The sequence below is a fragment of the Micromonospora sp. WMMD737 genome, from assembly GCF_049179055.1.
Classification (GTDB): domain Bacteria; phylum Actinomycetota; class Actinomycetes; order Mycobacteriales; family Micromonosporaceae; genus Micromonospora; species Micromonospora reichwaldensis.
The window spans coordinates 4,812,219-4,836,266 of the sequence record NZ_JBMHMH010000001.1; the positions used below are offsets into that span (position 1 = coordinate 4,812,219).

Consider the following 24,048-nt stretch of genomic DNA (forward strand, 5'->3'; position numbering starts at 1 on the left):
GGTCAGCCGCCGACGATGGCCGCGGTACGGACCATGGCCAGCCCGACCAACGCCACCACGATCAACGCGCCGCCCGCGAACTGCACAAGCGTCCGACGCGACCGTGGGGCGTACGCGAACACGAGCGCCAGCAGCGCGCCGATCACCAGCCCGCCCAGGTGCCCGGGGATCGAGATGCCCGGCACGGTGAACGTGAAGACCAGGTTGATCACCAGGACGGGGAGCACCTGGGAGATGTCCCGCCCCATCTTCCGTTCGATGACCACCAGCGCGGCGAACAGGCCGAAGATCGACGTGGAGGCGCCGGCGGTGAGCTGGTTCTCGGCGCTGAACAGGTAGGCGGCGACGTTCCCGCCCAGCCCGGCCACCAGGTAGAGCGTCAGGAACCGCAGCGGCCCGAGGCTGGCCTCCAGCGACCGGCCGAGCACCCACAGCGCCCACATGTTCAGCAGCAGGTGGACCACGCCGTAGTGCAGGAACATCGCGGTGACCAGGCGGTACCACTCGCCCTCGGCGATGCCGCCGACCGTGCCGTCCGGGAAGATCGCGCCGCCGAGCACCGAGCCCCAGTCGGTCAGCGGCGTGCTGCCGCCCATCAGACCGCCGAAGCCGGAGCCGCCGACCACCGCGTCCCCGCCCCGGTCGGAGGCGATGGAGAGCAGCATCATCAGCACGTTGAGCGCGATCAGCGCCTTGGTCACGTAGCCGTGGCGGCCGGCGGCACCGCCACCGAAGGCGGTGCGCGCCGGCCGCACGCTACGACGTCCCTCCGCCACGCACTCCGGGCACTGGAAGCCGACCGACGCCTCCCGCATGCAGTCCGGGCAGATCGGCCGGTCGCAGCGGGTGCAGCGGACGTACGTCTCCCGGTCGGGGTGCCGATAGCAGACCGGGGTGGTGGGTGGTGACTCGCTCACCACGCCAGCCCGCCGTCGCGGATCGCGCGGACCACCAACCGGTTCCGGCCCTCGGAGCGCTCAGTCATGTCGGCAAAGGTACCTCGCGGACCGCTCAGGCAGCGGTCCGCTCGATCTCGACCCGCTCGATGACGACGTCCTGAAGCGGCCGGTCGTTCGGGCCGGTCGGGGTGTTGGCGATCGCGTCGACGACCTTCACGGACTGCTCGTCGGCCACCTTCCCGAAGATGGTGTGCCGGTTGTTCAGGTGCGGCGTCGGCGACACGGTGATGAAGAACTGCGAGCCGTTGGTGCCCGGCCCGGCGTTCGCCATCGCCAGCAGGTACGGCTGGTCGAAGCGCAGCTCCGGGTGAAACTCGTCACCGAACTTGTAGCCCGGACCACCGCGCCCGGTGCCGGTCGGGTCACCCATCTGGATCATGAAGCCGCTGATCACCCGGTGCGAGATCGTGCCGTCGTAGTACGGCCCGCTGCCCGGCTGACCCGTACGCGGGTCGATGTATTCGCGGTTGCCCTCCGCCAGCTCGACGAAGTTCTTCACGGTCTTCGGGGCGTGGTTCTGGAAGAGCTCCAGCCGGATCGGGCCAGCGTTGGTGTGCAAGGTGGCGTAGACAGCCTCGGCCACGGGTACTCCTCACTCGTTGGTCAGTTCCATGCGGATCCTCCCATGTGCCCGATCTGGCAGTGCGGAGGCATCCGAAGGTGGAGGATGACGAAGGAACAACTCCCAGGAGGTGGGACCGTGTTTGGAATCGGGCGGCGTAAGACCCAGGGGCAGCTGGCCAAGGTGGAGCTGAACCAGGGCCTCGGTCACCTGAGGCAGGCCGCGACGTACGCCGCGAGGGGTGCCGGCGCCACCGTCGCCCCGCGGGTCCAGGCGGCCCGGGGCGCCGTCGCGCCGACGGCCGTCATCGTGCGCGACCGCGCGTCGAGCGGCCTCGCGTCCACGGTCGCCGCGCTCGCGCCGCTGGCCCTGGCCGTCCGCAAGGCGCAGGCCGAGGCGGCGGGCAAGGCGGTCACCGGCAGGAAGGCCCTGGCAGCCAAGCAGGTCGCGGCCGGCAGGAAGGTCAAGGCGAAGAACATGAAGGCTTCCCGGAAGAAGAACTCCCGGCGGGGCGGGTCCATGATGACCGGTCTGCTCGCGGCCGGCGCGGTGGCCGGGGTCGCCGCGGTGGCGATGCGGCGGCGCCGGGAGCAGCAGGAGTGGGCCGAGTACGACCCGACCCGCACCCTGGAGCCGATGCGCGACGAGGTGGAGACCATGGAGATCCGTACCCCGGTGACCGACGCCTCGACGGTGTCGAGCGGTTCGGGCGTGGCCGGCGGCCCGACCGGCGCCGGCAGCTCGGCGGTGGCCGGCGGCGACAGCGCCTCCACCACCACCCCCGGCAAGCAGCCGACGGTCCACGCGACGGACAAGGTCCCGTCGGTGGCCGAGGGCGCCAAGGACACCTCGGGCCGCCCGGCGGACGACCTGACCGAGGCGCTCGGCAAGGGCGGCGCCAAGAACGGCCGTCGCTGACGCCCCTGTCGGTCCCGGAAAGCGCCGGCGAAGCGGCTCCCGGCCGCACCGCCGGCGCTTCCGCGCCCGACGGGGCCCACGGCGCCCGGTCCGCGCCCGGCGGTTGCGCGTCAGGCCGCGGGCCGTCAGCGGGCTGGGCGCCGGGCCGCCGTCAGAGCCAGCCGTTGCGGCGGAACCAGCGGTAGAGGGCCAGCGAGATCGCGAGCATCAGGGCGAGCACGACCGGATAGCCGTACGTCATCCGCAGCTCGGGCATGACCTCGAAGTTCATCCCGTAGATGCCGGCGATCGCGGTCCACACGGCGGCGATGGCGGCCCACGCCGCGATCTTGCGCATGTCGTTGTTCTGGTCGACCGTGACCTGGGCCAGCCGCGCCTGGAGGATCGAGTTGAGCAGGTCGTCGTAGGAGTTGACCTGCTCGACGGTGCGGCTCAGGTGGTCCTGCACGTCGCGGAAGTAGCGGCGGATCTCCTTCGGCACGTCGCGGTTCATCTGCGCGGTGAGGGTCAGCAGCGGGCGCTGCAACGGCATCACCGCGCGCTTGAACTCCACCAGTTCCCGCTTCATCTGGTAGATCCGCTGGATCCGGCCGGTGGACTGGCGGTCGAACACGTCGGCCTCCAGCGTGTCGAGGTCGTCCTCCAGCCGGTCGGCGACCTCCAGGTAGATGTCCACCACCCGGTCGGTGACCGCGTACGCCACCGCCCAGGGCCCCTGGAGCAGCAGGTCCTGCTTCGTCTCCAGGTCGGCGCGGACGGGGGCGAGCCGGCAGGCGTCCCCGTGCCGCACGCTGATCAGGAAGTTCGGGCCGATGAAGAGCATCACCTGGCCGGTCTCGACGACCTCGGAGTGCTCGGTCAGCTCGGCGTGCTCGCAGTACCGGGCGGTCCGCAGCACCAGGAAGCTGACCTCGCCGAACTGCTCCAGCTTGGGGCGCTGCTGCGCCTTCACCGCGTCCTCGACGGCCAGTTCGTGCAGCCCGTACGTGGCGGCGATGGCGGTCATCTCGGCCAGCTCCGGCTCGTGCAGGCCAAGCCAGACGAAGCCGTGCTCCTCGCGGCGGGCCGCGGCGAGCGCCTCGGCGTACCGCCAGTCGCCGGGCTGCCGGCGGCCGTCGACGTAGAGGGCGCAGTCGACCACCGCGCTGCGCTGCGGGCCGGTCGGCGGGGACGCCTGCTGGGGGGTGTCGGAGTTGAGCCGGCGGGTCATCGCCCGCACCGGCGCCACCCAGTCCCGGGGCCTGAGCACCCGTCCGCCGTTCGACGCGGTCGTCCGTTCCCGGTCCGTCATCACGCCCCCTCCCCACGCGCTGCCGCCGGTGAACAGTACGCCGCCGTCGATGATCACCGCCGGTGACGATCGGCGGGAGGGTGGCGCCGGGTGGGCCGGGTCGCTTCAGGGGGGTGAGGGGACGACACGGCCCACCCGGCGCCCTTTGGGGGCGGGGGTTGTGCTGGTCGCGCCGCCCCACGTGCCGCCGGTCGGGCCGGCCCGGTCCCGTCGCCGGGCGCGGCGGGGGCCGGCACCTGGCGATGAGTTCCGCTACACGTGGTGAGTGACGCTCGCAGCATTGTGGGCCGTCGGCCGCCCCGGCGGGAGACCCGGGGCGGCAACGATCGTCCAACTGTCAGAAATCTGACAGAAATTCAGCTCCGTACGGCCGCCATGGCCTCCGCCAGGCGCCGCACGCCCTCGTCGATGCGGTCGGCGGTCACCGCCGAGTACGCCAGCCGCAGGGCGTGCCGCCCGCCGTCGACGACGAAGTCGCTGCCCTTGACCACGGCGACGCCGCGCTCGGCGGCGGCCGGCGCGAGCCTGTCGACCTCGACGTCCTCGGGCAGCTCGACCCAGAGGAAGTAGCCGCCGTCCGGCTCCACGAACCGGGCCTCCGGGATGTGCCGGCGCAGCGACTCGGCCAGCACCCCGGCCCGCTCGCCGAGCGCGGCGCGCACGGTCTCGATGGAGCGCTCGATGTCGCCGGAGACGCAGAACTGGTGCACGATCGCCTCGGAGACCATGCCCGGCGAGATGTAGAGGCTGGTCGCCTTCTTCGCGATGTCGCCGATCAGGTCCGCCGGACCCACCAGGTAGCCGACCCGTACGCCCGGGCAGACCGTCTTGGTGAAGCTGGAGGCGTGCACCACCACGTTGCGGGTGTCGAGCGAGAGCATCGACGGCAGCGCCTCGCCCCGGAACCGGATGTCGGCGTACGGGTCGTCCTCGAAGATCGTGAACTCGTACTCGGCCGCGAGGTCGAGCAGCTCCCGGCGCTTCTCCAGGCTCAGCGTCACGCCGGCCGGGTTCTGGTAGTTCGGGATGACGTGCGCCAGCCGGGGCCGCACCCCGGACTCCAGCAGCTTGCGCAGCTCGGCGGTGTCGAGCCCGTCCGGCTGGATGGAGACGCCGTGCAACTCGCTGCCCATCCGCTGGAGGTTGAGCAGCGTCCGGTCGTACGTCGGACGCTCCACCACCACCGCGTCACCGGGGCGGACCAGGTGGTCGAAGAGGAACGCGTCCGCCTGCAACGACCCGTTGGTGATCAGCACCTGGTCGGCCGAGACCCCGTGCTTCTCGGCGATCCACTTCCGCAGCGGGAGGTAGCCGACGGAGGTGCCGTACGCGGTCACCCCGGCGGGGTCGGCGTCGAACGCGCGGACGGCGGCGGCCTTGAGCCCCTCGACATCGACGATGTCCAGAGAGGGAGCGCCACGGGCGAAGGAGATCAGCTGCTCGGCGGTCATGGCTGTTCAGCGTACGGAAGGCGACGGGGTGCGCGCGGAAGGCACGGCGATGTCCGCATCCTGAGCCACCGGGACGGGTGACCGGCGTCGACCGGTCGGCGACAGGTCAGACCGGAAGGCCGAGCGGGTCGTGCTGCGCTTCCCGGGACAGCCCGTCCACGTGCAGGCCGAGCGCCGCGATGAGCTGCCCCCAGTCGAAGTAGGACCGCCAGGCCGCGATCCTTCCGCGCCGGACCCGGACGACGTCCACCACGTCCCAGCTCACCAGCCGGCCGGTCGGCGCGACGGTGCCGAACGGGGTGTGCAGCACGCCCGTGTGGGTGCCGGTCAGCCGCTGCTCGACGGCCGCGCCACCGGCCGTCTGCACCGACCCGAGCGGGTCCACGGACAGGTCGGGGAACGCCCCGGTCCAGGTGCGCAGCAGGGCGGGCAACTCGATCGGGCGCACCGTGACGCCGGGCATCGAGTAGAAGGCGTCGGCGGCGTAGAGGTCCGGCAGCCGGGCCACGTCCCGCCGCAGGAGCATCGCGTACTGCTGCTCGACCAGCCGATCCGCGCCACGCATGAGGACCTCCGACGCGGGTCACGGCCCGTCCGCGCCCGCAGGGAATCCTTACCCGTCGATCGGCCCGCCACACCATCGCGCGTGCCGGCGTTCCGGCCGGCCCGGCCATCGGGGCCGCCCCCGGACCGGCGACGAGGCCGGGCGTCGCCGGAGCGCGCCACCGCTCGCTACTGTCGTGGCGTGTCCACCGAGCCTCTACGCTGCGCCGGCGCGCTGATCGTCGACGACGACGGTCGACTCTTCGTCCAGCGACGGTCTCCCCACCGGCGCATCTTTCCCAACTGCTGGGACATCGTCGGCGGCCATCTGGAACCGGGCGAGGACTGGCTGGACGCGCTGCGCCGGGAGGTCACCGAGGAGACCGGCTGGACGGTGTCGCACGTGCTCGGCCACGTCGGGGAGTACCGCTACGTCGCCGACGACGGCCTGGCCCGCGTCGAGCGCGACTGGCTGGTCCGGGTCGACGGCGACCTGGCCCGGCCGACGCTGGAGGCGGGCAGGCACACCGAGTTCCGGTGGCTCGCCGCCGACGAGCTGGACCTGCTCGACGAGCACCGCGACGTCAACGACGGCCTCATCCGCCGGATCGCGGCCGAAGGCTTCGCCGCCCTGCGTTCGATCGGTCTGTGAACGACACCGTCGAGCTGGCGCCGCACCGGTTCGCCGGCCTGGTCGCCCCGGCGGTGGACCGTGCGTTCGTCGCCGGCATCCTCGCCGGCCGCGACGGCGGCGGCGCCGAGCTGAGCCAGCGGTACGGCGGGCCGGCGGCCACCGGCTTCCTGCTGGAGTTCCGCACCCGCCTCGCGGCGCCGGGCGGGACGGTCGACGAGGCGGGCTTCGCCGCCGTCACCCGCTACCGGGACCCGGTCGAGTGCCGGCGGGCCCTGGACAAGCAGGTCGCGTACGGGATGATCCACCGCAGCCCCGAGGGCGGGCTCTCCGCCACCGAGCGCGGGCTGGCCTTCCTCGCCGAGATCTGGCAGGTGCACGCGGAGGTCACCGAGGAGCTCTGGGCGGGGCACGAGGACCGGGTGCTGCGGCTGGTGGAGGCGTTCGGCCGGGTACTCACGTGCGCGCTGGTGCTGGCCGACGAGGAGGGCGCCGACGCGGGTGCCGCGTTCGCCGCGACGGCGCCGCCCTACGAGCCGGACGGCACCACGACCGGCGTGCTGCTGCTGAACCGGCTCGGCACGATGCGCTACCACCGGGCCGACGCGCACGCCGCCGCGTGGACCGCCGCCGGACACAGCGCGGCGAGCGCCGCCGCCCTGCCGCCCGGCCCCGAGCAGCTCGCCATCGAGCTGGAGACCGACCGGCGGGCCGCCGCCCCGTACGCGGTGCTGACCGCCGAGGAGCGGCTGGCGGTGCTGGCGGACCTGGCGGCGCTGCCCGGCTGACCCGGTTGGCCGCAGGGGTGCCGCCGCGCGGGGCTATCCTCCAGCGGTGACCGGGAGTCGTACGAGGGAGGACGCCTCAATGATCGGGATGGTGCTCGCAGCCGGGGCGGGGCGCCGGCTGCGCCCGTACACCGACACCCTGCCCAAGGCGTTGGTGCCGGTGGACGGCGACACCACCATCCTGGACATCGCGCTGCGCAACCTGGCCGAGGTGGGGCTCACCGACATCGTGATCGTGGTCGGCTACGCCGCCGACGCGGTCGTCTCCCGCCAGGCCGACCTGGAGAAGCGGTACGGCGTCACGCTCACCCTCGTGCACAACGACAAGGCCGAGGAGTGGAACAACGCCTACTCCCTCTGGCTGGCCCGGGAGCACTTCGCCCGGGGCGTGCTGCTGGTCAACGGCGACACCGTGCACCCGGTGAGCGTGGAGAAGACCCTGCTGGCCGAGCGCGGCCCGGGCATCCTGCTCGCCGTCGACACCATCAAGCCGCTGGCCGAGGAGGAGATGAAGACCACCTTCGACGCCGCCGGCCAGCTCACCCGGATCACCAAGCTGATGGACCCGGGCGAGGCGTACGGGGAGTACATCGGCGCGACGCTGATCGAGCCGCAGGTGGCCGACGCCCTCGCCGACGCGCTGGAGGCGACGTGGCGGCGTGACCCGAACCTCTACTACGAGGACGGCTACCAGGAGTTCGCCGACCGGGGTGGCGAGGTGCGGGCGGCGCCGATCGGCGACGTCTCCTGGGTCGAGGTCGACAACCACGCCGACCTGGCCCGGGCGCGGGAGATCGCGTGCCACTACTAGCCCGTACGGTCAACACCCCGCTGGTGATCGAGGTCCGGCGGGGTGCGGTGGCCGACCTCGGGCCGCTGCTGGCCGACCGGCGGATCTCGGCCGGCGGGGACGTGGCCGTGGTGGTCGGCCCCGGGCAGGGTGAACGGATCGTCGACCTGTGCCGGCCGTCGCTCGGCGCGGCCGACGTCTTCACGGTCGCCGGCGGCACCATCGACGCGGCGAACGACCTCGGTGACCGGCTGCGCCGCCGCCACTACGACGCCGTGGTGGGCATCGGCGGCGGCAAGACCATCGACACCGCCAAGTACGCGGCCACCCGCTACGGGATCCCGATGGTGACAGTGGCGACGAGCCTGGCGAACGACGGCATCGCCTCCCCCACCGCCTCGCTCGACCACGAGGGCGGCAAGGGCTCCTACGGGGTGCACATCCCGATCGCGGTCATCGTCGACCTCGACTTCGTGGAGAACGGCCCGGACCGGCAGACCCAGGCCGGCATCGGCGACGCGGTGAGCAACCTGAACGCCTGCGCCGACTGGGAGCTGGCGCACGAGGTACGCGGCGAGCCCATCGACGGGCTCGCGGTGACGCTGGCCCGGACGGGCGCCGAGGCGCTGCTCAACCACCCCGGAAAGATCACCGACGACAGCTTCCTCACCACGCTGGCCGAGGCGCTGATCATGGGCGGCATCGCCAGCTCGGTGTGCGGGTCGACGCGCCCCGCCAGCGGCGGCGACCACGAGATCTCCCACGCGATCGACCGGCTGCACCCCGGCACCGCCGCCCACGGCGAGCAGGTGGGGCTCGGTGCCCTCTTCTGCACCTTCCTGCGCGGAGACACCGACCGGTTCGGTCGACTCGCCCACTGCCTGCACCGGCACGGCCTCGCCACCACTCCGGGCGACCTGGGCCTGAGCGACGAGCAGTTCGTCGATGCCGTGCAGTTCGCGCCGCAGACCCGGCCGGATCGCTACACGATCCTCGAACACCTGGCGATGTCGCCTACCGAGACGCGGGAACGGCTGGCAGACTACGCCGGTGCAATCCGCGACCACCTTGGCTGAGCCCCGTCCCACCGTCGCCGACTTCCACCGGGTCAACCGGGGCGGCGGCCTGTTCAGCGAATCGATCAGCCAGTGGCTGGGCGCGGTCTTCGCGCTCGTCGCCCAGCGCCTCGGGCTGCGCCCGACCGCGCTGACCATCGCCAACCTGGTGCTCGGCCTGGCCACCTCGGTCACCGTGGTCGCGCTCGCCGGGCGGGTCGCCGCCGGTGACGTGCCGGCCTGGGCGGTCGGGCTGCTCGCGCTGGTCGGCTGGCAGGTGGCGTACGCCCTGGACTGCGCCGACGGTCAGCTCGCCCGGGTGACGGGCCAGGGCAGCGCCGCCGGTGCCCGGGTCGACGTGCTCTGCGACGTGGCCGCCCAGATCGCCCTGGTGGCCGCCCTGTCGGCGACGGCCGTGGCGCAGGAGCCGTCGACGCCGAGCTGGCTGGTCGCCATCTTCGCCGGCACCTGGATGGTCAACCTGGTGACCTCCGTGATGCAGGCGGGCCCGAACGCCGCCAGCATGGTCACCTCGACCTCGCTGCCCGTACGCCTGGTGAAGCTGGTCCGCGACTACGGCGCGGTCATCTTCGCCGCCGGCCTGGTGCTGGCCTTCGCCCCCGCCCTCGTCCTCTGGGTGATCGTCGCGTTCACGATCGTCAACGGCGGCTTCCTGCTCGCCAGCATCGCCTTCTCGGCCCGCGCCTCCCTCCGCTGAGGCGTGCCGCCCGGCCGGCCTGCACCGGGCCGGCCTACCCTCCTTCGGCCAGTGTCGAGCTGCCCCGTCTGTGCGACCGCTCCGGCGCCACGCCCCGCCACGCCCCGCCACGCCCCGCCCAAGCCGGACCGCACGTGAGGCGCCGCAGCCCTCACCGTGGCGGCGGAGATCTTGGTAAGAGAGCGCCCCTCCAGGGGCACTTTCCTACCAAGGTCTCCGGCCATCTCAAAGAGCAGGACGGGATTCCCGGAAAGTGAGCGAATCCGGGCCGGGGCTGCCCGCATGTCGCAAGCGTCCCGAGCAGTCCTCGCGGCGGGTCGGTCAGTGGCGGCGCGCGACGTCGGCGTACACGTCGAGGAGGCGCTCGGTGACCACGTCGGGGTGGAACGTGCGCTCGTAGCGCAGCCGGGCGGCCGGGGCCAGCGTCGCGGCCCCGGCCCGGGCCACCGGCAGGGCGGCGGCCATGGCGGCCGGCTCCGGGGGCACCACCCAGCCCGCCTCGCCCGCCTGCACGCCGGCGGGCAGCGCGACGCGGCCCTCCCCCGGGGCGGCCGTGGCGACGGCGGCCGGGCCGGTGCCGGCCGGCTCCCGGGGCGCGTCGGCGCCGACGAGGTACGGGATGCCGCCGAGCGCGGTGCCGAGCACCGGACGGCCGGCGGCGAACGCCTCGATGATCACGGTGGGCAGCACGTCGTGCCAGGTGGACGCCGCGATGATCACCGCGCTGGCCTCGACCGCGGCGCGCACGCCGGCACGGTCCAGCGGCCCGAGGTAGGTCACGTCGGCGCGCTCGGCGGCGGCGGCCTCGGCCAGCGGGCGCAGTTCACCGTCCCCGGCGATGCGCAGCGGGCCGAGCGCCCCGTCCGGGTGCCGCCGCCAGGCGTCCAGCAGCAGGCCCAGCCCCTTCTCGGGGGAGAGCCGGGCCATGTAGAGGAAGCCGTCGCCGAGCGGCGCGGGAGTTCCCGGGTCGGGGATGCCGTTCGGCTTCACCACGATCCGCTCGGCCGGGACGCCGTAGTCGCGCAGGTGGTCGGCGACCGCCGAGGTGAGCGCGACGAAGCGGTCCACCGAGCGCCAGGTGCCCCGGTGCACGGCCAGCGTGGTCGCCATCAGGGCGCTCTGCGCCCGCGAGCCCCGGTAGCAGCGGTGCACGATCGCCGGCACGCCCAGGGCCCGGCCCCGACAGTCCTGGCAGATCATCCCGTCGCGGAAGTAGAGCCCCGAGGAGCAGACCTGGCGGTAGTTGTGCACCGTCTGCACCACCGGCACGCCGTGCCGGTGCGCGGTCCGCACGATCCAGGGCGAGATCAGGGGGTACGGGTTGTGCAGGTGCAGCACGTCCGGCCGGTGCTCGGTGATGAGCCGGCTCAGGTCCTCCTGCGCGCGGGGCGCCCAGATCGGCGAGATCGGCAGCAGCGCCTTGGCCGACTTCGACATCGTCGGGATCTCGTCCGAGCTGCGGATGAACGGCAGCACCTCCACCCCGGCCGCGGTGAGCTGGGCGATCTCCGCGTCGACGATCGTGTTCTCACCGGAGGGCTGAGCCTCCCGGTACCGGTTGTGCGCCACCACGATTCTCACGGGAAAGAAGGCTACCGTTGGCTGGTGCCCGAACTACCGGAGGTTGAGGCGCTCACGGACTACCTGCGTGAGCGGGCGGTGGGGCGGCGCGTCGACCGGTTGGAGGTCGCCGCGATCAGCGCCCTGAAGACGTACGACCCGGCGCCGACCGCCGCCGCCGGGCGGACCGTGACGGACGCCCGCCGGCACGGCAAGTTCCTCGACGTGGTGCTCGACGGCGACCTGCACCTGGTGGTCCACCTGGCCCGGGCGGGCTGGCTGCACTACCGGGAGGCATTTCCGTCCGCCGCCCCGCTGCGCCCCGGCAAGGGCCCGATCGCGCTGCGGGTACGCCTCGACGACGGTTCCGGCTTCGACCTGACCGAGGCCGGCACCCAGAAGAGCCTCGCCGTCTACCTGGTCACCGACCCGCAGGCGGTGCCCGGGGTGGCCCGGCTCGGCCCCGACGCGCTCGCCGCCGACCTGGCCACCTTCGCCGAGCGGATGCGCAGCCGCAAGGGCCAGGTCAAGGGGGTGCTCACCGACCAGACGGTGCTGGCCGGGGTCGGCAACGCGTACTCCGACGAGATCCTGCACGCGGCGAAGCTGTCCCCGTTCGCGATCACCAGCCGGCTGACCGACGAGCAGTTGGCGACCCTGCACACGGCGATGCGGGAGGTGCTCGGCGACGCGGTGCGCCGCTCGGTCGGGCAGAAGGCGGCCGAACTGAAGGGCGAGAAGCGCTCGGGGCTGAAGGTGCACGCCCGGACGGGGCAGCCCTGCCCGGTCTGCGGGGACACCGTCCGCGAGGTCTCGTTCGCCGACTCCAGCCTCCAGTACTGCGCGACCTGCCAGACCGGCGGGAAGCCGCTCGCTGACCGGCGGTTGTCGCGGCTCGTACGGTGAGTGACGACACTGCCGACTACGGAACGGAATCGGCCATCCCGCGCCGAAGGTCTGAGTTGCGGCTCTACCGGGCCCGTCATCCATCGGTATAGTGGCTCGGTCCCCGGCTTCTGAAATGGCGCGGAGCCGGCCAGACGCCCAGCGGCACCACACCCGCCGCGTTGTCCCCCGGGTCAGCGCACGGGTCGGCGCCGCGTGGGAGACTGGGACGGTGGGCGACCGGGCCCTCACGGTGAGTGAGCGGCTCGTGTCATGCGGGAGGACATGGGTGAGGTGACGACAAGCCTCCAGCGCCCGGTAACCAACACAGGCCGGAGCAAACTCGTGCGGCACGTCGACAGCTTCGAGATCCAGCCGCCGGCACCGCCGTCCCACAACGGCGTACCCCGGTCCGCGTGGGCTCGGGCCCGCCGTCGCGTGTCCCGCTGGCACCGCCCCTACATCACGCTCCTGCTGCTGCTCGACTTCGCAGCCGCCGCGGTCGCCAGCCTGATCGCCATCGAGACGTTCGACCAGTCGCGGGCGGGCTTCTACAACGCCGAGCAGGACCCGACGTGGTTCCACACGGTGGCGTTCGGGCTCCTGCCGCTCGGCTGGCTCGTCAGCCTCTGGGCCAACCGGGCCTACGACCGGCGCTACCTCGGCCTGGGCCCCGACGAGTACAAGCGGGTGATCCGGGCCGGCGTCGCCGTCGCCGCGACGGTGTCCTTCCTCGCCTTCGCCACCAAGACCGACCTGTCCCGCTACACGGTCGGCACCGCCCTGCTCGCGGCGCTGCTGCTGATCCTGCTGAACCGGATGCTCTGCCGCTTCGTGCTGCACGTGGTCCGGCGCAACATCAGCCAGGCGGGTCACCGGATGGTGCTGATCGGCACCCTGCCGGAGTGCCTGGAGGTCTACACGGCGGTCACCCGCAACCCGGCCGCCGGGCTGATGCCGGTCGCCATCCACATCACCGACGGCTACGCGGCGGCCAAGGGCATCGAGACCCCGGTCCCGGTGTACGCGGGGCGCGACGTCCTCGCCCTCGTCCGGGAGGTCGGCGGCGACACGATCGCGGTCTGCGGCTCGGCGAGCTCCGAGCCGGGCGAGCTGCGCCGGCTGGCCTGGCAGCTGGAGGGCTCGGGCGTCGACCTGGTCGTCGCCCCGCAGCTGACCGACATCGCCGGCCCCCGGGTGCACATCCGGCCGATCGAGGGCCTGCCGCTGCTGCACGTCGAGGAGCCGACGCTCTCCGGGCCGGCGCTGCTGGCCAAGAACCTGATGGACCGGGTGGCCGCCGGGTTCGGCCTGCTGCTGCTGGTCCCGGTCTTCCTGTTCATCGCGATCGGGATCCGGATCTCCGACCCGGGCCCGGTCTTCTTCCGCCAGCCCCGGGTGGGCCACGAGGGCCGCACCTTCCGGGTCTGGAAGTTCCGCACCATGTACGTGAACGCGGAGGACCGGCTGGCCAGCCTGGTCGACCGGAACGAAACCGACGGCATGCTGTTCAAGATGAAGGAGGATCCCCGGGTCTTCCCCGTGGGCCGCTTCCTGCGCGCCTCCTCGCTGGACGAGCTGCCGCAGTTGATCAACGTGTTGAAGGGCGAGATGTCGCTGGTCGGGCCGCGCCCGCTGCCCGCCGACGACGGCGACTTCCTCGGCGACGTGCGCCGCCGCCTGCTGGTCCGGCCGGGCATGACCGGGCTGTGGCAGGTTTCCGGCCGTTCCGACCTGTCCTGGGACGAGGCGGTCCGGCTCGACCTCTACTACGTCGACAACTGGTCGCTGGCGTACGACCTGAGCATCCTGTGGCGCACCGTCGGGGTGGTGCTCGCTCGCAAGGGCGCGTACTGACCCCTTGGCGTGCGGGCCGGCAGGGGCCAGGATCGCTGCGTGGGTGGCAACCTCTCGGGCGTCTTCGGCGTCGTCTCGCTGCTCGCCGCGCTGGGTGCGGCCCTGTTCGCGGTGGTCCGGCTGCGCGCGCGGCGGGGCATCGCCACGGCCACCCAGCGGGCCACGTACGAGGTGCTGCACACCGCCGGGCTGGCCGCCGAGCCGCTGCGCGCGGGCCTGAGCACCGCGAACGCGGCGAAGGCCGTACGCCATCTGCGGGCGCTGGTGGGCGCGGCCGGGCTGGCGCTGACGGACCGGGAGAGCCTGCTCGCCCTCGACGGGCGGGGCGGGCACCACCACGCGCAACTGGTCGCGGCGGCCCGGCGGGCGGTGGCGACGGGCCGCTCGACCGTCCTCGGCGAGCCGGAGCTGCACTGCGACCGGGTCGACTGCCCGGTACGCGGCGCGGTCGTCGCCCCGCTGACCGGTGCGGACGGGCGCAGGGTCGGGGTGCTGGTCGCGGTCGCCGACGGCCAGCCGGAGCCGGGCCTCGTGCAGGCCACCCTGGAGACGGCACACTGGGCCGGCAACCAACTCGCCCTGGCCGAGCTGGACTCCTCGCGGGAGCGGCTGGCCCGCGCCGAGGTACGCGCTCTGCGCGCGCAGATCAGCCCGCACTTCATCTACAACGCGCTGACCGCGATCGGCTCGTTCGTCCGCACCGACCCGGACCGGGCCCGGGAGCTGATCCTGGAGTTCGCCGAGTTCACGCGGTACTCGTTCCGGGCGCACGGCGAGTTCACCACGCTGGCCGAGGAGCTGCGCTCGATCGACCGCTACCTGACCATCGAGCGGGCCCGGTTCGGCGACCGGCTCCAGGTGCGCCTCCAGATCGCCCCGGAGGTGCTGCCCGTGACGCTGCCGTTCCTCTGCCTGCAACCGCTGGTGGAGAACGCCGTCCGGCACGGGTTGTCCCGCAAGCCGGGCACGGGCATGGTGAGCATCGAGGCCCGGGACGCGGGCACCGAGTGCCACATCACCGTGGAGGACGACGGAGTGGGGATGGATCCGAGCACGCTGACCGCCGGCATCGCCGAGCTGGCCGGCGCCGCCGGGGACCCGGGCGACGCCGCGCTGGCCGGCGTGGGGGACGACCCGGGCCAGCACGTCGGGCTCTCCAACGTCGACGAGCGGCTCCGGTCGGTCTTCGGGGACGGCTTCGGCCTGGTCGTCGAGACGGGCCTCGGCTCGGGTACGAAGGTGAGCATGCGGGTGCCGAAGTTCCATCCCGGCGTACGGGCCGGCTCGTGATCGAGCGTGCCGTGGAGGTGGGGGCGGCCGGGTTCCTGCGGGTGCTGGCGGTCGACGACGAGCCACCGGCGCTGGACGAGTTGGCGTACCACCTGCGGGCCGACCCCCGGGTGGCCCGGCTGCACACGGCGGGGGACGCGACGGAGGCGCTGCGGGTGCTCCGCGACGGCGACGTGGACGTGGTCTTCCTCGACATCCGGATGCCCGGTTTGGACGGCATGGAGCTGGCCCGGGTGCTGCGCCGCTTCGCCCGGCCACCGGCGATCGTCTTCGTCACCGCGTACGACGACGGGGCGGTGGACGCGTTCGACCTGGGCGCCACCGACTACGTCCGCAAGCCCGTACGCGCCGAGCGCCTCGCCGAGTCGCTGCGCCGGGTGATCGGCTCGCGGGTGGTGCCGTCGCACCCGGCGGCCCTCGCCCGCGCGGAGGAGGATCCGACCATCCCCGTCGAGCTGGCCGGCACGACGCGGATGCTGCCCCGCTCGGCGGTGCGCTGGGTGGAGGCGCAGGGCGACTACGCCCGCCTGCACACCGCCGACGGCTCGCACCTGGTCCGGGTGTCCCTGGCGACGCTCGCGGAGCGCTGGGCGGACGCCGGGTTCGTCCGCATCCACCGGTCCTACCTGGTGCAGCTCAAGCTGATCGCCGAGCTGCGGCTGGTCAACTCCGGCTACGTCGTGGTGGTCGACTCGGCGGAACTGCCGGTCAGCCGCCGGCACACCCGCGAGCTGAAGGACAAGCTGGTCCGCGCGGCGAAGCAGGACTGGAGCCGCTGACCCACCCCGTCGGCGGGCATCGCTGCGGCTCGCCGCCGACGGACGCGCGCGGCCTGGCGGAAACCTCGATCCACCGCCTCCAACGCCCGCACCACCAACGCCGACAACCTCTCACGGGCGGCGGCCCCACCGCCGGAAAGCGGCTTCCACACCTCCGCTCGGGCGAGGGGGCGGCTGGCAGGTGACCCAGTGGACACTGTCGAGCTGCCCCATCTGTGCGACCGGAGGACACCACGGGGGCCTGCCCATGAGGCGGCCTGCCCAAGACGCGGCCGTCCCGCGGTAGGCCGTCCCGCGGTAGGCCGTCCCGCCTGGGGCCGTCCCCCGTGTGGGGCCGTCCCCCGTGTGGGGCCGTCCCCCGTGTGGGGCCGTCCCCCTTGTGGGGCCGTCCCCCTTGTGGGGCCGTCCCGTGGTTCACGGGCCGGTCCTATGGATGGGGCAGCTCGACAGCGCAGCCGAGGCCTTACCCTCGCCCCGGCTCCCAGCGCTCGCGCCCCTCCCTCGGAAATCTTTCGCCAACGGGAATACGCACGCACGGTCGTACGCTGTACGGTACTCCGTACGACAATTGGAGGCCGCCTTGTTCGACGCCGCGACCGAATTCGACCGCCAGCTCGACCGGCTGGTGGAGCTGGGCTACCCGACCCTGGCCGAGCTGACCGAGGACGCCTTCCGTGACCTGGTCGCGCCGCTGCGCGCGGCGGCCGTCGCCGGGGCGGCCGACCTGCCCGCCCCGACCGAGGGGCGGGTGCCCTTCCTCCTGGTGGTCACCCGCGACCTGGTGCCGGTGGAGGAGCGCGTCGCGCTGACGACCCTCGCCGGCAAGCGGAAGCCGGGGATCGTCGACCGGCACTACGCCGAGGGTGACCTGCCGAAGTTCGACCCGATCAAGGAGCTGGAGGTGCCGGCCGGGCCGGCGTACCTGCTCTTCGACGTCGACCGGGGCGAGGAGACGCTGAACCTGGCGCCCGCCGCCGCCATGGAGGTGATCACCGGCCAGGACCGGCTGCCGCTCACCATCGACGAGGGGCTCGCCTTCGTCACCCTGTACCCGGAGGCGCTGGCGAAGAACAAGTGCTTCTCGCTGGTCGGCTCCCGCTGCGGCGACAAGCGGGTGCCCGCGCTCTGGATCAGCCAGAACGCGCCGAAGCTCGGCTGGTGCTGGTACGGCAACCCGCACACCTGGCTCGGCTCCGCCTCCGCCCGTCCCGAGCGCGTCGGCCTGGGCTGAGGATGTCGGTGCGGCCGGGACATGCCAGGCCGCACCGACGTGCCGCCGCGCGTCGGTCACCGGGGCAGCGGCAGCCGGCTCCACGTCTCCCCGTCGGCACTCACCTGGACATGAGCGGTCGCTGGCAGGTTCAGCACGTCACGGCCGCCGAGCCAGATCAGGCCCGGTGCCACCCCGACGGTCCCCTCGGTGCCGGACCGCTCGCTCCGGGTGAAGTGCCGGCCGCCGTCCCGGCTGACCCAGACGTACCCGGTGGCACCGCCCGCGAACGGTTCACCGACGAGGAGAATCCCGTCCCGGCCGATCGTGAACGGCCGCAGAATGGAATTGGCGGGGAGGTCGGTCCCGACGTCGGTCCAGGACAGGCCGGCGTCCGTCGTGTGCAGCAACCGGGACGAGCCGGTCGGTGGGCCGTTCCCGCTCGCTGGCCGGGGCTCGGTCAACAAGTACGCCTCCTGGCCGCTGACCGCCGCGAGCGCCACGGCCGTCACGCCCTCCGGCACCTGCGACGAGATCCAGGTGGCACCCCGGTCAACGCTGTGTGCGACATGAGCGGCGCCCCCGTACTCGGGGGACGACTGCACGAACCAGAGCGCCCCGTCGCCGCTCCGGTCCATGCTGACCCGCGCGTGGGTCGCGGGCAGGTTCTTGAGCCGGTAGACCCTGCCGGTGCCGGGCTCGACCGCGAGCGGTCGCTTCATCGCCCCGCAGCCGGTCTGGCAGGTCACCGGCCGCGCCCGCGCCGGGAACGCCGGCACGTCGATCACCGCCGACTCGACGTCCCGCCACGTCCGGCCGCCGTCCGTCGAGAGGACCGCCTGGCCGTCAACGCTCACCAGATAGGTCCGCTGGTCCAGCACGCTGTACCGGACATCGGACACCCCGAACCCGTCCGCGTCGGGGGTGGTGACGCAGGCACCGTCGTACGCGGCCGTCCGCCACGGCGACCAGGTCCGGCCGGCGTCCTCGGTGGCCGTGAAGCTGATCCGGCAGGGATCCCGTACCTCGACGCCGACCGCGACCCGCTCAGCGAGCAGGAAAAGCTCGCTGACCACCCCCTCGATCGGCTGCTCGGACGGGTCCGGGGCGGCCCAGTCCCCGCCGCCCGGATCGCGCACGGACGGGACGAGGGCCACCCCCGCGAGGGCAACCACCACGGCCAGCCCGGCCCCGGTCGCCCATCGGCACCGTCGGCCCCGGGCCGCCCGCCGGAGGTCGCCGAGCGGGGGCTGGCGAACGGCGTCGGCGACGGTCTCGACGACGAACCCGGTGAACTCACGATCGGACATCGATCCTCCCGGTCTGCGTGCTGTCGGTGGCGTCGGAGTCGGTGAGCAGCGCCGCCAGCGCCTGCCGGCCCCGAGACAGGCGGGACTTGACGGTGCCGGCGGAGACGCCGAGCGTCGCCGCCACCTCGTCCACCGGTAGGTCGACCAGGTAGTGCAGGGCGAGCGCGTGCCGCTGCCCGGCGGGCAACTCCCGGAGGGCCGTGAGCAGGGCCAGGTGCTCCAGCGCGGTGTCGGCGACTACCGGTGGCGGGCCGATCCGGCGCAGCAGTCCGTCGAGCACCCGCCTTCGCCGGTACCGGCTGCGCGCCACGTTCACCGCGACCCGGCGCAGCCACGCCTCCGGGTTCTCGAGCCGGGCGAAGCGCCGGGGTGTGGCCAGCGCCCTGGTGAATGCCTCCTGAACCGCCTCCTGCGCCTCGTTGAGGTCGCCGGTCATCGCGTAGAGCTGGACCACGAGCCGGCGGAAACAACCGGCGTACACCTCCGAGATCGGATCACCGTCGGACACCGTCACCTCCCTTCTCCATCTCTCCCACTCCCCGGCGGCGAAGAAGGTTCCGGCGACGCGGTTCCCACAGAGTTATCCACAGGGGTGACCCGTTCTCCACAGGTTGTCCACAGCCCTGGTGTGGACAGCACGGTCCGCGCTGGGCACGACGCCGGCAGGCCCTTGACAATCGCGGCGATCGGGCGAGACTGCCGGGGTGGCCGCTGCCGACGATCCCTTACCCGCGCCCCGGCAGGGCGGGTCCGGGACGCCCGAGCACGCGGGCGGGTCCGGGTCGCCCGAGCACGCGGGTCGGCCCGGGGTGCCGCCGCACGCCCCGGTCGCCCAGCCCCGGACGCGGATCGTGCTGGCCGAGGTGTCCCGCCGCGAGGACCGCGCGGAACGCACCCGCGCCGAGCTGGCCCAGCAGACCCGGGTCGGCGACGCGCTCGTACGGGGGCTGGTCCGGGCCCAGTTCGCGCTGGCCCTGCGGCTCTCCCTGGTGGTGGCGATCGGGCTCGGCGGGCTGCCGTGGCTCTTCGCCGTCGCGCCCGCCGTCGGCCGGGTCACCGTGCTCGGCGTCAACCTGCCCTGGCTGCTGCTCGGGGTGGCGTCGTTCCCGTTCCTGATCGCTGTCGGGTGGGCGTACGTGCGGCTGGCGGAACGCAACGAGCAGGACTTCACCGACCTGGTCCAGCGGCCGGAGCGCTGAGGTGGGCAACGGCTTCGTCGTACCGGCGATCGTGGCGGTCACCCTGGTCACCGTCGGCATCGGCTTCTACGGGCTGCGGCTGGCGCGGACCACCTCCGACTTCCTGGTCGCCTCGCGGGCGATCAGCCCCACCTGGAACGCCGCCGCCATCGGCGGGGAGTACCTGTCGGCGGCGAGCTTCCTCGGGGTCGCCGGGCTGATCCTCAAGTACGGCGTCGACGTGCTCTGGTATCCCGTCGGCTTCGCCGCCGGGTACCTCGCGCTGCTGCTCTTCGTGGCCGCGCCGCTGCGCCGCTCCGGCGCGTTCACGCTGCCGGACTTCTGTGAGCTGCGGCTCGGGTCGCGCCGGCTGCGTACCCTCGCCACCGTCTTCGTGATCTTCATCGGCTGGCTCTACCTCGTGCCGCAGCTCCAGGGGGCAGGGCTGACGCTGGCCACGGTGACCGGCTCGCCGTACCCGTTGGGGGCCCTGCTGGTGGCCGTGGTGGTCACCGCGAACGTCGCGCTCGGCGGCATGCGCGCGATCACCTTCGTGCAGGCCTTCCAGTACTGGCTGAAGCTGACCGCGCTGGCCGTACCGGCGATCTTCCTGGCGTTGCAGTGGCAGGCCGACGCCCGCCCGGCGGTGACCCCGCCAGACGGGCCGACGTTCCGGACCGCGACCACCGTCGTGGTCGAGCACCGCGCGACCCTCACCCTCCCCGACGGCCGGATCCAGGAGGTACGCCCCGGCGACGAGCTCTCCTTCGCCGCCGGCGACCCGGTGCCGGAGGTGTCCGGGGTCGCCACCGACGCCGCCGACTGGCTGCTGCCCAGCGGCGCCGGGGACGACGACCGGGGGCTGTTCGCCACGTACTCGCTGATCCTGGCCACGTTCCTCGGCACGATGGGCCTGCCGCACGTGCTGGTCCGCTTCTACACCAACCCCGACGGCGCCGCCGCCCGCCGCACCACGCTGGTGGTGCTCGCCCTGGTCGGCGCGTTCTACCTGCTGCCCACCATCTACGGGGTGCTCGGCCGGATCTACACCCCGCAGCTGCTGCTCAGCGGGCAGACCGACGCGGTGGTGGTGCTCCTGCCCGGCGCGGCGCTCGGCGACGGCACCGCCGGCCGGCTGCTCGCCGCGCTGGTCGCGGCCGGCGCGTTCGCGGCCTTCCTCTCCACCTCGTCGGGGCTGCTCACCAGCGTCGCCGGGGTGATCTCGACGGACGTGCTGGGGCGCGGCTCGGTACGCGGCTTCCGGCTCGCCACGGTGATCGCCGGGGCCGTGCCGACGGTCCTCGCGCTCAACCTCGCCGGGCTGGACGTGTCGCAGGTGGTCGGGCTGGCCTTCGCGGTCGCCGCGTCCAGCTTCTGCCCGCTGCTGGTGCTCGGCATCTGGTGGCGCGGGCTGACCGACCTCGGTGCCGCCGCCGGGATCCTGGTCGGCGGCGGCGCGGCGGTCGGGGCGGTGCTGGTCACGGTGCTCGGCCCGCCGCTGTCCGGCTGGCCGGCCACGCTCACCGCCCAGCCGGCCGCCTGGACGGTGCCGCTCGCCTTCACCGTGATGGTGGCGGTCTCGATGGCGACCCGCCGCCGGGCGCCGGCCGACATCGGCGCCACCATGCTCCGCCTGCACGCCCCGGAGGCGCTGCGGCTGTAAGGAGGGCCCCCTGTCAACGCCTGCGGTAGCGGAAGGGGCCCTTCCTGACAGGCGGGCCGGGCGTTCAGCGGCGCGGACGGGTACGACTCGGGGATGACCGGGGATCATCCTGCGGCCGGAGCAGCCGCTGGTCCGGGCCGGATACGGTCGACGCATGACTGCTGAGCACCCGGCGCTCTCCCTGCGTGGCCTGGCGAAACACTTCGACGGCAAGGTCGCCGTCGCCGGTGTCGACCTCGACGTGCCGGCCGGGTCGTTCTACGGCCTGCTCGGCCCGAACGGCGCGGGGAAGACCACCACCCTGTCGATGGCGGTCGGGCTGCTCCGGCCGGACGCCGGGGGCGCCCGGGTGCTCGGGCACGACGTCTGGGCCGACCCGGTACGGGCGAAGCAGCTGCTCGGCGTGATGCCCGACGGCGTACGGCTCTTCGACCGGCTCAGCGGCGCGGAGCTGCTCGCGTACCACGGTCTGCTGCGGGGCATGGACCCGGCGGTGGTCGACCAGCGGGCGGCGGAGCTGCTGGACGTGCTCGCGCTCGGCGACGCCGGCCGGACGCTGGTCGTCGACTACTCGGCGGGCATGAAGAAGAAGATCGGCCTGGCCTGCGCGCTGCTGCACGGGCCCCGGCTGCTGGTGCTGGACGAACCGTTCGAGGCGGTCGACCCGGTCTCGGCCGCGCTGATCCGGGACATCCTGCACCGGTACGTGACCGGGGGCGGCACCGTCGTCTTCTCCAGCCACGTGATGGAGGTCGTCGAGCGGCTCTGCTCGCACGTGGCGATCCTGGCGGCCGGCACCATCAAGCGGGTCGGTCCCATCGACGAGGTGCGCGGCGGCCGCTCGCTGGAGCAGGTCTTCGTCGAGGTGGTCGGCGGCCGTACGGCGACCGGCGAGGAGTTGGCGTGGCTGTCGCAGTGACCGGACCGACCGTCTCCGCCCGGCCCGCCCGGCGGGTCTCCGCCCGGCACTTCGTCCGGCTCAAGCTGCGCGTGATGGGCAACAACTTCCGGGGTCAGGGCTGGCGGGTCGCCCTCTTCGTGGGCGGCGCGGTGCTCGGGCTCTGGTTCGCCGGCACCGGCTTCTTCCTCTTCGCCGCGCCCGGCCTGGCCGACGAGAGCCGCTACGCGCTGATGGTGGCCGCCTTCGGGGGCGGCCTGACGGTGCTCGGCTGGCTGCTGTTGCCGCTGGTCTTCTTCGGGGTGGACGAGACGCTGGACCCGGCGAGGTTCGCGCTGCTGCCGCTGCCCCGCCGCACGCTCGTCACCGGGCTCTTCGCCGCCGCCTTCGTCAGCGTCCCCACGATCTCGGTGCTGCTGGCCCTGTGCGGGCTGGTGGTCACCGCCGGGGCGCTGGGTGGCTGGTCTGCCGCGGCGGTCGCCTTCGTCGGGGTGGTCGGCGGGCTGCTGCTCTGCGTCGCCGCGGCCCGCGCGGTGACCAGCGCCTTCGCCACCGCGCTGCGGTCCCGCCGGGTCCGCGACCTGGCCGCCGTGCTGCTCGCCGTACTCGCCGCGCTGCTCGGGCCGTTGCAGCTCCTGGGCATCGCCGCCCTCTCCGACGCCGACTGGGACCGCCTCCAGGGGGTGGCCGAGGTGGTCGCCTGGACCCCGTTCGGCGCTCCCTGGACGGCCGGCATCGACGTGGCCGAGGGCCGCGTCTGGGCCGCGCCGGTGAAGCTGCTGATCACCGCGGCGACGATCGTGGCGCTGCTGGCCTGGTGGTCCCGCTCGCTGGAGTCCGCGATGGTGGGCGCGGCCAGCGCCGGGCCGGCCCGCGCCCAGCGTGGTACGACCGGCGGGGCGGTCGCCCAGCTCTTCCCGAGGGCCCTCGGCTGGGCCCGGCGGGACCGGTTCGGCGCCCTCGTCGCCCGGGAGGCCCGCTACTGGTGGCGGGACGCCCGACGCCGGGCCAACCTGATCACCGTCGCGGTCGTCGGTCTCTTCGTGCCGGTCATGGTCAACCTGGGCGGCTCGGGCTTCACGATCGACGGCGCGGAGGGGTTCACGCCCAGCTCCGACGCGTCCCCGGTGCTGTCCAGCCTGTCGATGCTCTTCGTCGGGCTGCTCGCCGCCGTCACCCTGGCCAACCAGTTCGGCTTCGACGGCAGCGCGTACGCGGCGAACGTGGTCGCGGGCGTCTCCGGCCAGCAGGAGCTGCGCGCCCGGATGGCCGCGTTCTCGCTCTACGTGCTGCCGATGCTGGCGGTGATCTCCGTGGTCGTCGCGGTGGTCGTCGGCGAACCCGGCTGGATCGGGCTGATGGCGGGCACGCTGTTCGGCACCTACGGCGCGGGGTTGGCGGTGAACTGCTTCGTCTCGGTACTCGGGGCGTACTCGCTGCCGGAGACGAGCAACCCGTTCGCGTTGAACACCGGTGCCGGGATCGCGAAGAGCTTCCTCACCCTGCTGGCGATGCTCGCCACCGCGGTGGCGGCGGTGCCGATGGTGGTGGCCGCCGGGCTGCTCGGCGACGTGTGGCTCTGGCTGGCCCTGCCGCTCGGGGCCGCGTACGGCCTGGGGGCGGCGCTGCTCGGCGCGTACCTGGCCGGCGACGTGCTGGACCGCCGGATGCCGGAACTGCTCGCCACGGTGACCCCGCGCCGCTGACGATCG

The 24,048-nt window shown here is 73.4% G+C and carries 23 protein-coding genes; 15 read left to right on the forward strand and 8 right to left on the reverse strand.

The features are described from left to right. Positions 1–2: 2 nt before the first annotated feature. Positions 3–917 (reverse strand): rhomboid family intramembrane serine protease, encoded by a 915-nt coding sequence (locus ACN27A_RS21130; protein ID WP_421456143.1) that lies wholly within the window; start codon positions 915–917, stop codon positions 3–5. 94 nt (positions 918–1,011) lie between these two features. After that, positions 1,012–1,542, reverse strand: coding sequence for a peptidylprolyl isomerase (locus tag ACN27A_RS21135; RefSeq protein ID WP_132240538.1), 531 nt, complete (start codon positions 1,540–1,542; stop codon positions 1,012–1,014). An 84-nt stretch (positions 1,543–1,626) separates the two neighbouring features. Here ACN27A_RS21135 and ACN27A_RS21140 point away from each other — a divergent pair, with 84 nt between their 5' ends. Next, the gene (locus ACN27A_RS21140; RefSeq protein ID WP_421456147.1) at positions 1,627–2,439 is read left to right on the forward strand and encodes a hypothetical protein; all 813 of its coding nucleotides are present in this window, start codon (positions 1,627–1,629) and stop codon (positions 2,437–2,439) included. Positions 2,440–2,590: 151 nt separating this feature from the next. On the opposite strand, the gene corA is transcribed toward ACN27A_RS21140, so the two are convergent. The 3 genes from corA to ACN27A_RS21155 form a co-directional block, all read right to left on the reverse strand. Continuing rightward, the gene (gene corA / locus ACN27A_RS21145; protein ID WP_421458551.1) at positions 2,591–3,649 is read right to left on the reverse strand and encodes a magnesium/cobalt transporter CorA; all 1,059 of its coding nucleotides are present in this window, start codon (positions 3,647–3,649) and stop codon (positions 2,591–2,593) included. A 437-nt stretch (positions 3,650–4,086) separates the two neighbouring features. After that, a complete protein-coding gene (locus ACN27A_RS21150) occupies positions 4,087–5,181 on the reverse strand; it encodes a PLP-dependent aminotransferase family protein (protein ID WP_421456150.1) in 1,095 nt (364 codons plus the stop codon). A gap of 106 nt (positions 5,182–5,287) precedes the next feature. Continuing rightward, positions 5,288–5,746: an ester cyclase gene (locus ACN27A_RS21155; protein ID WP_132240536.1), complete on the reverse strand. Its 459-nt coding sequence runs from the start codon at positions 5,744–5,746 to the stop codon at positions 5,288–5,290. 180 nt (positions 5,747–5,926) lie between these two features. Here ACN27A_RS21155 and ACN27A_RS21160 point away from each other — a divergent pair, with 180 nt between their 5' ends. The 5 genes from ACN27A_RS21160 (at position 5,927) to ACN27A_RS21180 (ending at position 9,706) form a co-directional block, all read left to right on the forward strand. Next, positions 5,927–6,376, forward strand: a complete 450-nt coding sequence (locus tag ACN27A_RS21160) for an NUDIX domain-containing protein (RefSeq protein WP_421456154.1) — start codon at positions 5,927–5,929, stop codon at positions 6,374–6,376. Then, positions 6,373–7,143: a hypothetical protein gene (locus tag ACN27A_RS21165; protein ID WP_421456156.1), complete on the forward strand. Its 771-nt coding sequence runs from the start codon at positions 6,373–6,375 to the stop codon at positions 7,141–7,143. Before ACN27A_RS21160 ends, ACN27A_RS21165 begins: the two co-directional genes overlap by 4 nt. A gap of 79 nt (positions 7,144–7,222) precedes the next feature. After that, complete coding sequence (locus tag ACN27A_RS21170) at positions 7,223–7,954, forward strand: phosphocholine cytidylyltransferase family protein (RefSeq protein ID WP_132240563.1); 732 nt, start codon at positions 7,223–7,225, stop codon at positions 7,952–7,954. Beyond that, positions 7,942–9,009 carry an iron-containing alcohol dehydrogenase family protein gene (locus tag ACN27A_RS21175; RefSeq protein WP_421456159.1) on the forward strand — a complete coding sequence of 356 codons (1,068 nt, stop codon included), beginning with the start codon at positions 7,942–7,944 and terminating at the stop codon, positions 9,007–9,009. The genes ACN27A_RS21170 and ACN27A_RS21175 overlap by 13 nt, the downstream gene beginning before the upstream one ends. Further along, on the forward strand, positions 8,984–9,706 hold the full coding sequence (locus ACN27A_RS21180; RefSeq protein ID WP_421456161.1) for a CDP-alcohol phosphatidyltransferase family protein: 723 nt from the start codon (positions 8,984–8,986) through the stop codon (positions 9,704–9,706). Before ACN27A_RS21175 ends, ACN27A_RS21180 begins: the two co-directional genes overlap by 26 nt. 321 nt (positions 9,707–10,027) lie before the next feature. On the opposite strand, the gene ACN27A_RS21185 is transcribed toward ACN27A_RS21180, so the two are convergent. Beyond that, positions 10,028–11,287, reverse strand: a complete 1,260-nt coding sequence (locus ACN27A_RS21185; protein WP_421456164.1) for a glycosyltransferase — start codon at positions 11,285–11,287, stop codon at positions 10,028–10,030. 24 nt (positions 11,288–11,311) lie between these two features. Between ACN27A_RS21185 and ACN27A_RS21190 the strand changes: the two genes are divergently transcribed. The 5 genes from ACN27A_RS21190 (at position 11,312) to ACN27A_RS21210 (ending at position 17,308) form a co-directional block, all read left to right on the forward strand. Then, the gene (locus ACN27A_RS21190) at positions 11,312–12,172 is read left to right on the forward strand and encodes an Fpg/Nei family DNA glycosylase (RefSeq protein WP_421456166.1); all 861 of its coding nucleotides are present in this window, start codon (positions 11,312–11,314) and stop codon (positions 12,170–12,172) included. A gap of 264 nt (positions 12,173–12,436) precedes the next feature. Beyond that, positions 12,437–14,008, forward strand: a complete 1,572-nt coding sequence (locus ACN27A_RS21195; RefSeq protein WP_421458552.1) for a sugar transferase — start codon at positions 12,437–12,439, stop codon at positions 14,006–14,008. 39 nt (positions 14,009–14,047) lie between these two features. Beyond that, positions 14,048–15,298, forward strand: coding sequence for a sensor histidine kinase (locus ACN27A_RS21200; RefSeq protein ID WP_421456168.1), 1,251 nt, complete (start codon positions 14,048–14,050; stop codon positions 15,296–15,298). A gap of 17 nt (positions 15,299–15,315) precedes the next feature. Next, positions 15,316–16,077, forward strand: coding sequence for a LytR/AlgR family response regulator transcription factor (locus tag ACN27A_RS21205; protein ID WP_421458553.1), 762 nt, complete (start codon positions 15,316–15,318; stop codon positions 16,075–16,077). 568 nt (positions 16,078–16,645) lie between these two features. Next, positions 16,646–17,308: a DUF5701 family protein gene (locus ACN27A_RS21210; protein WP_421456171.1), complete on the forward strand. Its 663-nt coding sequence runs from the start codon at positions 16,646–16,648 to the stop codon at positions 17,306–17,308. Between the two features lie 56 nt (positions 17,309–17,364). Here ACN27A_RS21210 and ACN27A_RS21215 read toward each other — a convergent pair whose 3' ends face one another. Continuing rightward, complete coding sequence (locus ACN27A_RS21215) at positions 17,365–18,597, reverse strand: hypothetical protein (protein ID WP_421456173.1); 1,233 nt, start codon at positions 18,595–18,597, stop codon at positions 17,365–17,367. Then, entirely contained in the window at positions 18,584–19,105 is a 522-nt protein-coding gene (locus ACN27A_RS21220; protein ID WP_421456176.1) for an RNA polymerase sigma factor, read from the reverse strand. Before ACN27A_RS21220 ends, ACN27A_RS21215 begins: the two co-directional genes overlap by 14 nt. Positions 19,106–19,406: 301 nt before the next feature. Here ACN27A_RS21220 and ACN27A_RS21225 point away from each other — a divergent pair, with 301 nt between their 5' ends. From ACN27A_RS21225 to ACN27A_RS21240, 4 genes are all read left to right on the forward strand, one after another. Next, positions 19,407–19,796: a hypothetical protein gene (locus ACN27A_RS21225; protein ID WP_421458554.1), complete on the forward strand. Its 390-nt coding sequence runs from the start codon at positions 19,407–19,409 to the stop codon at positions 19,794–19,796. A gap of 1 nt (position 19,797) precedes the next feature. Next, positions 19,798–21,438, forward strand: a complete 1,641-nt coding sequence (locus ACN27A_RS21230) for a cation acetate symporter (RefSeq protein WP_421456180.1) — start codon at positions 19,798–19,800, stop codon at positions 21,436–21,438. A gap of 154 nt (positions 21,439–21,592) precedes the next feature. Next, positions 21,593–22,357, forward strand: coding sequence for an ABC transporter ATP-binding protein (locus tag ACN27A_RS21235; RefSeq protein WP_311409885.1), 765 nt, complete (start codon positions 21,593–21,595; stop codon positions 22,355–22,357). Next, entirely contained in the window at positions 22,342–24,042 is a 1,701-nt protein-coding gene (locus tag ACN27A_RS21240; protein ID WP_421456184.1) for an ABC transporter permease, read from the forward strand. Before ACN27A_RS21235 ends, ACN27A_RS21240 begins: the two co-directional genes overlap by 16 nt. Positions 24,043–24,048: the final 6 nt, after the last annotated feature.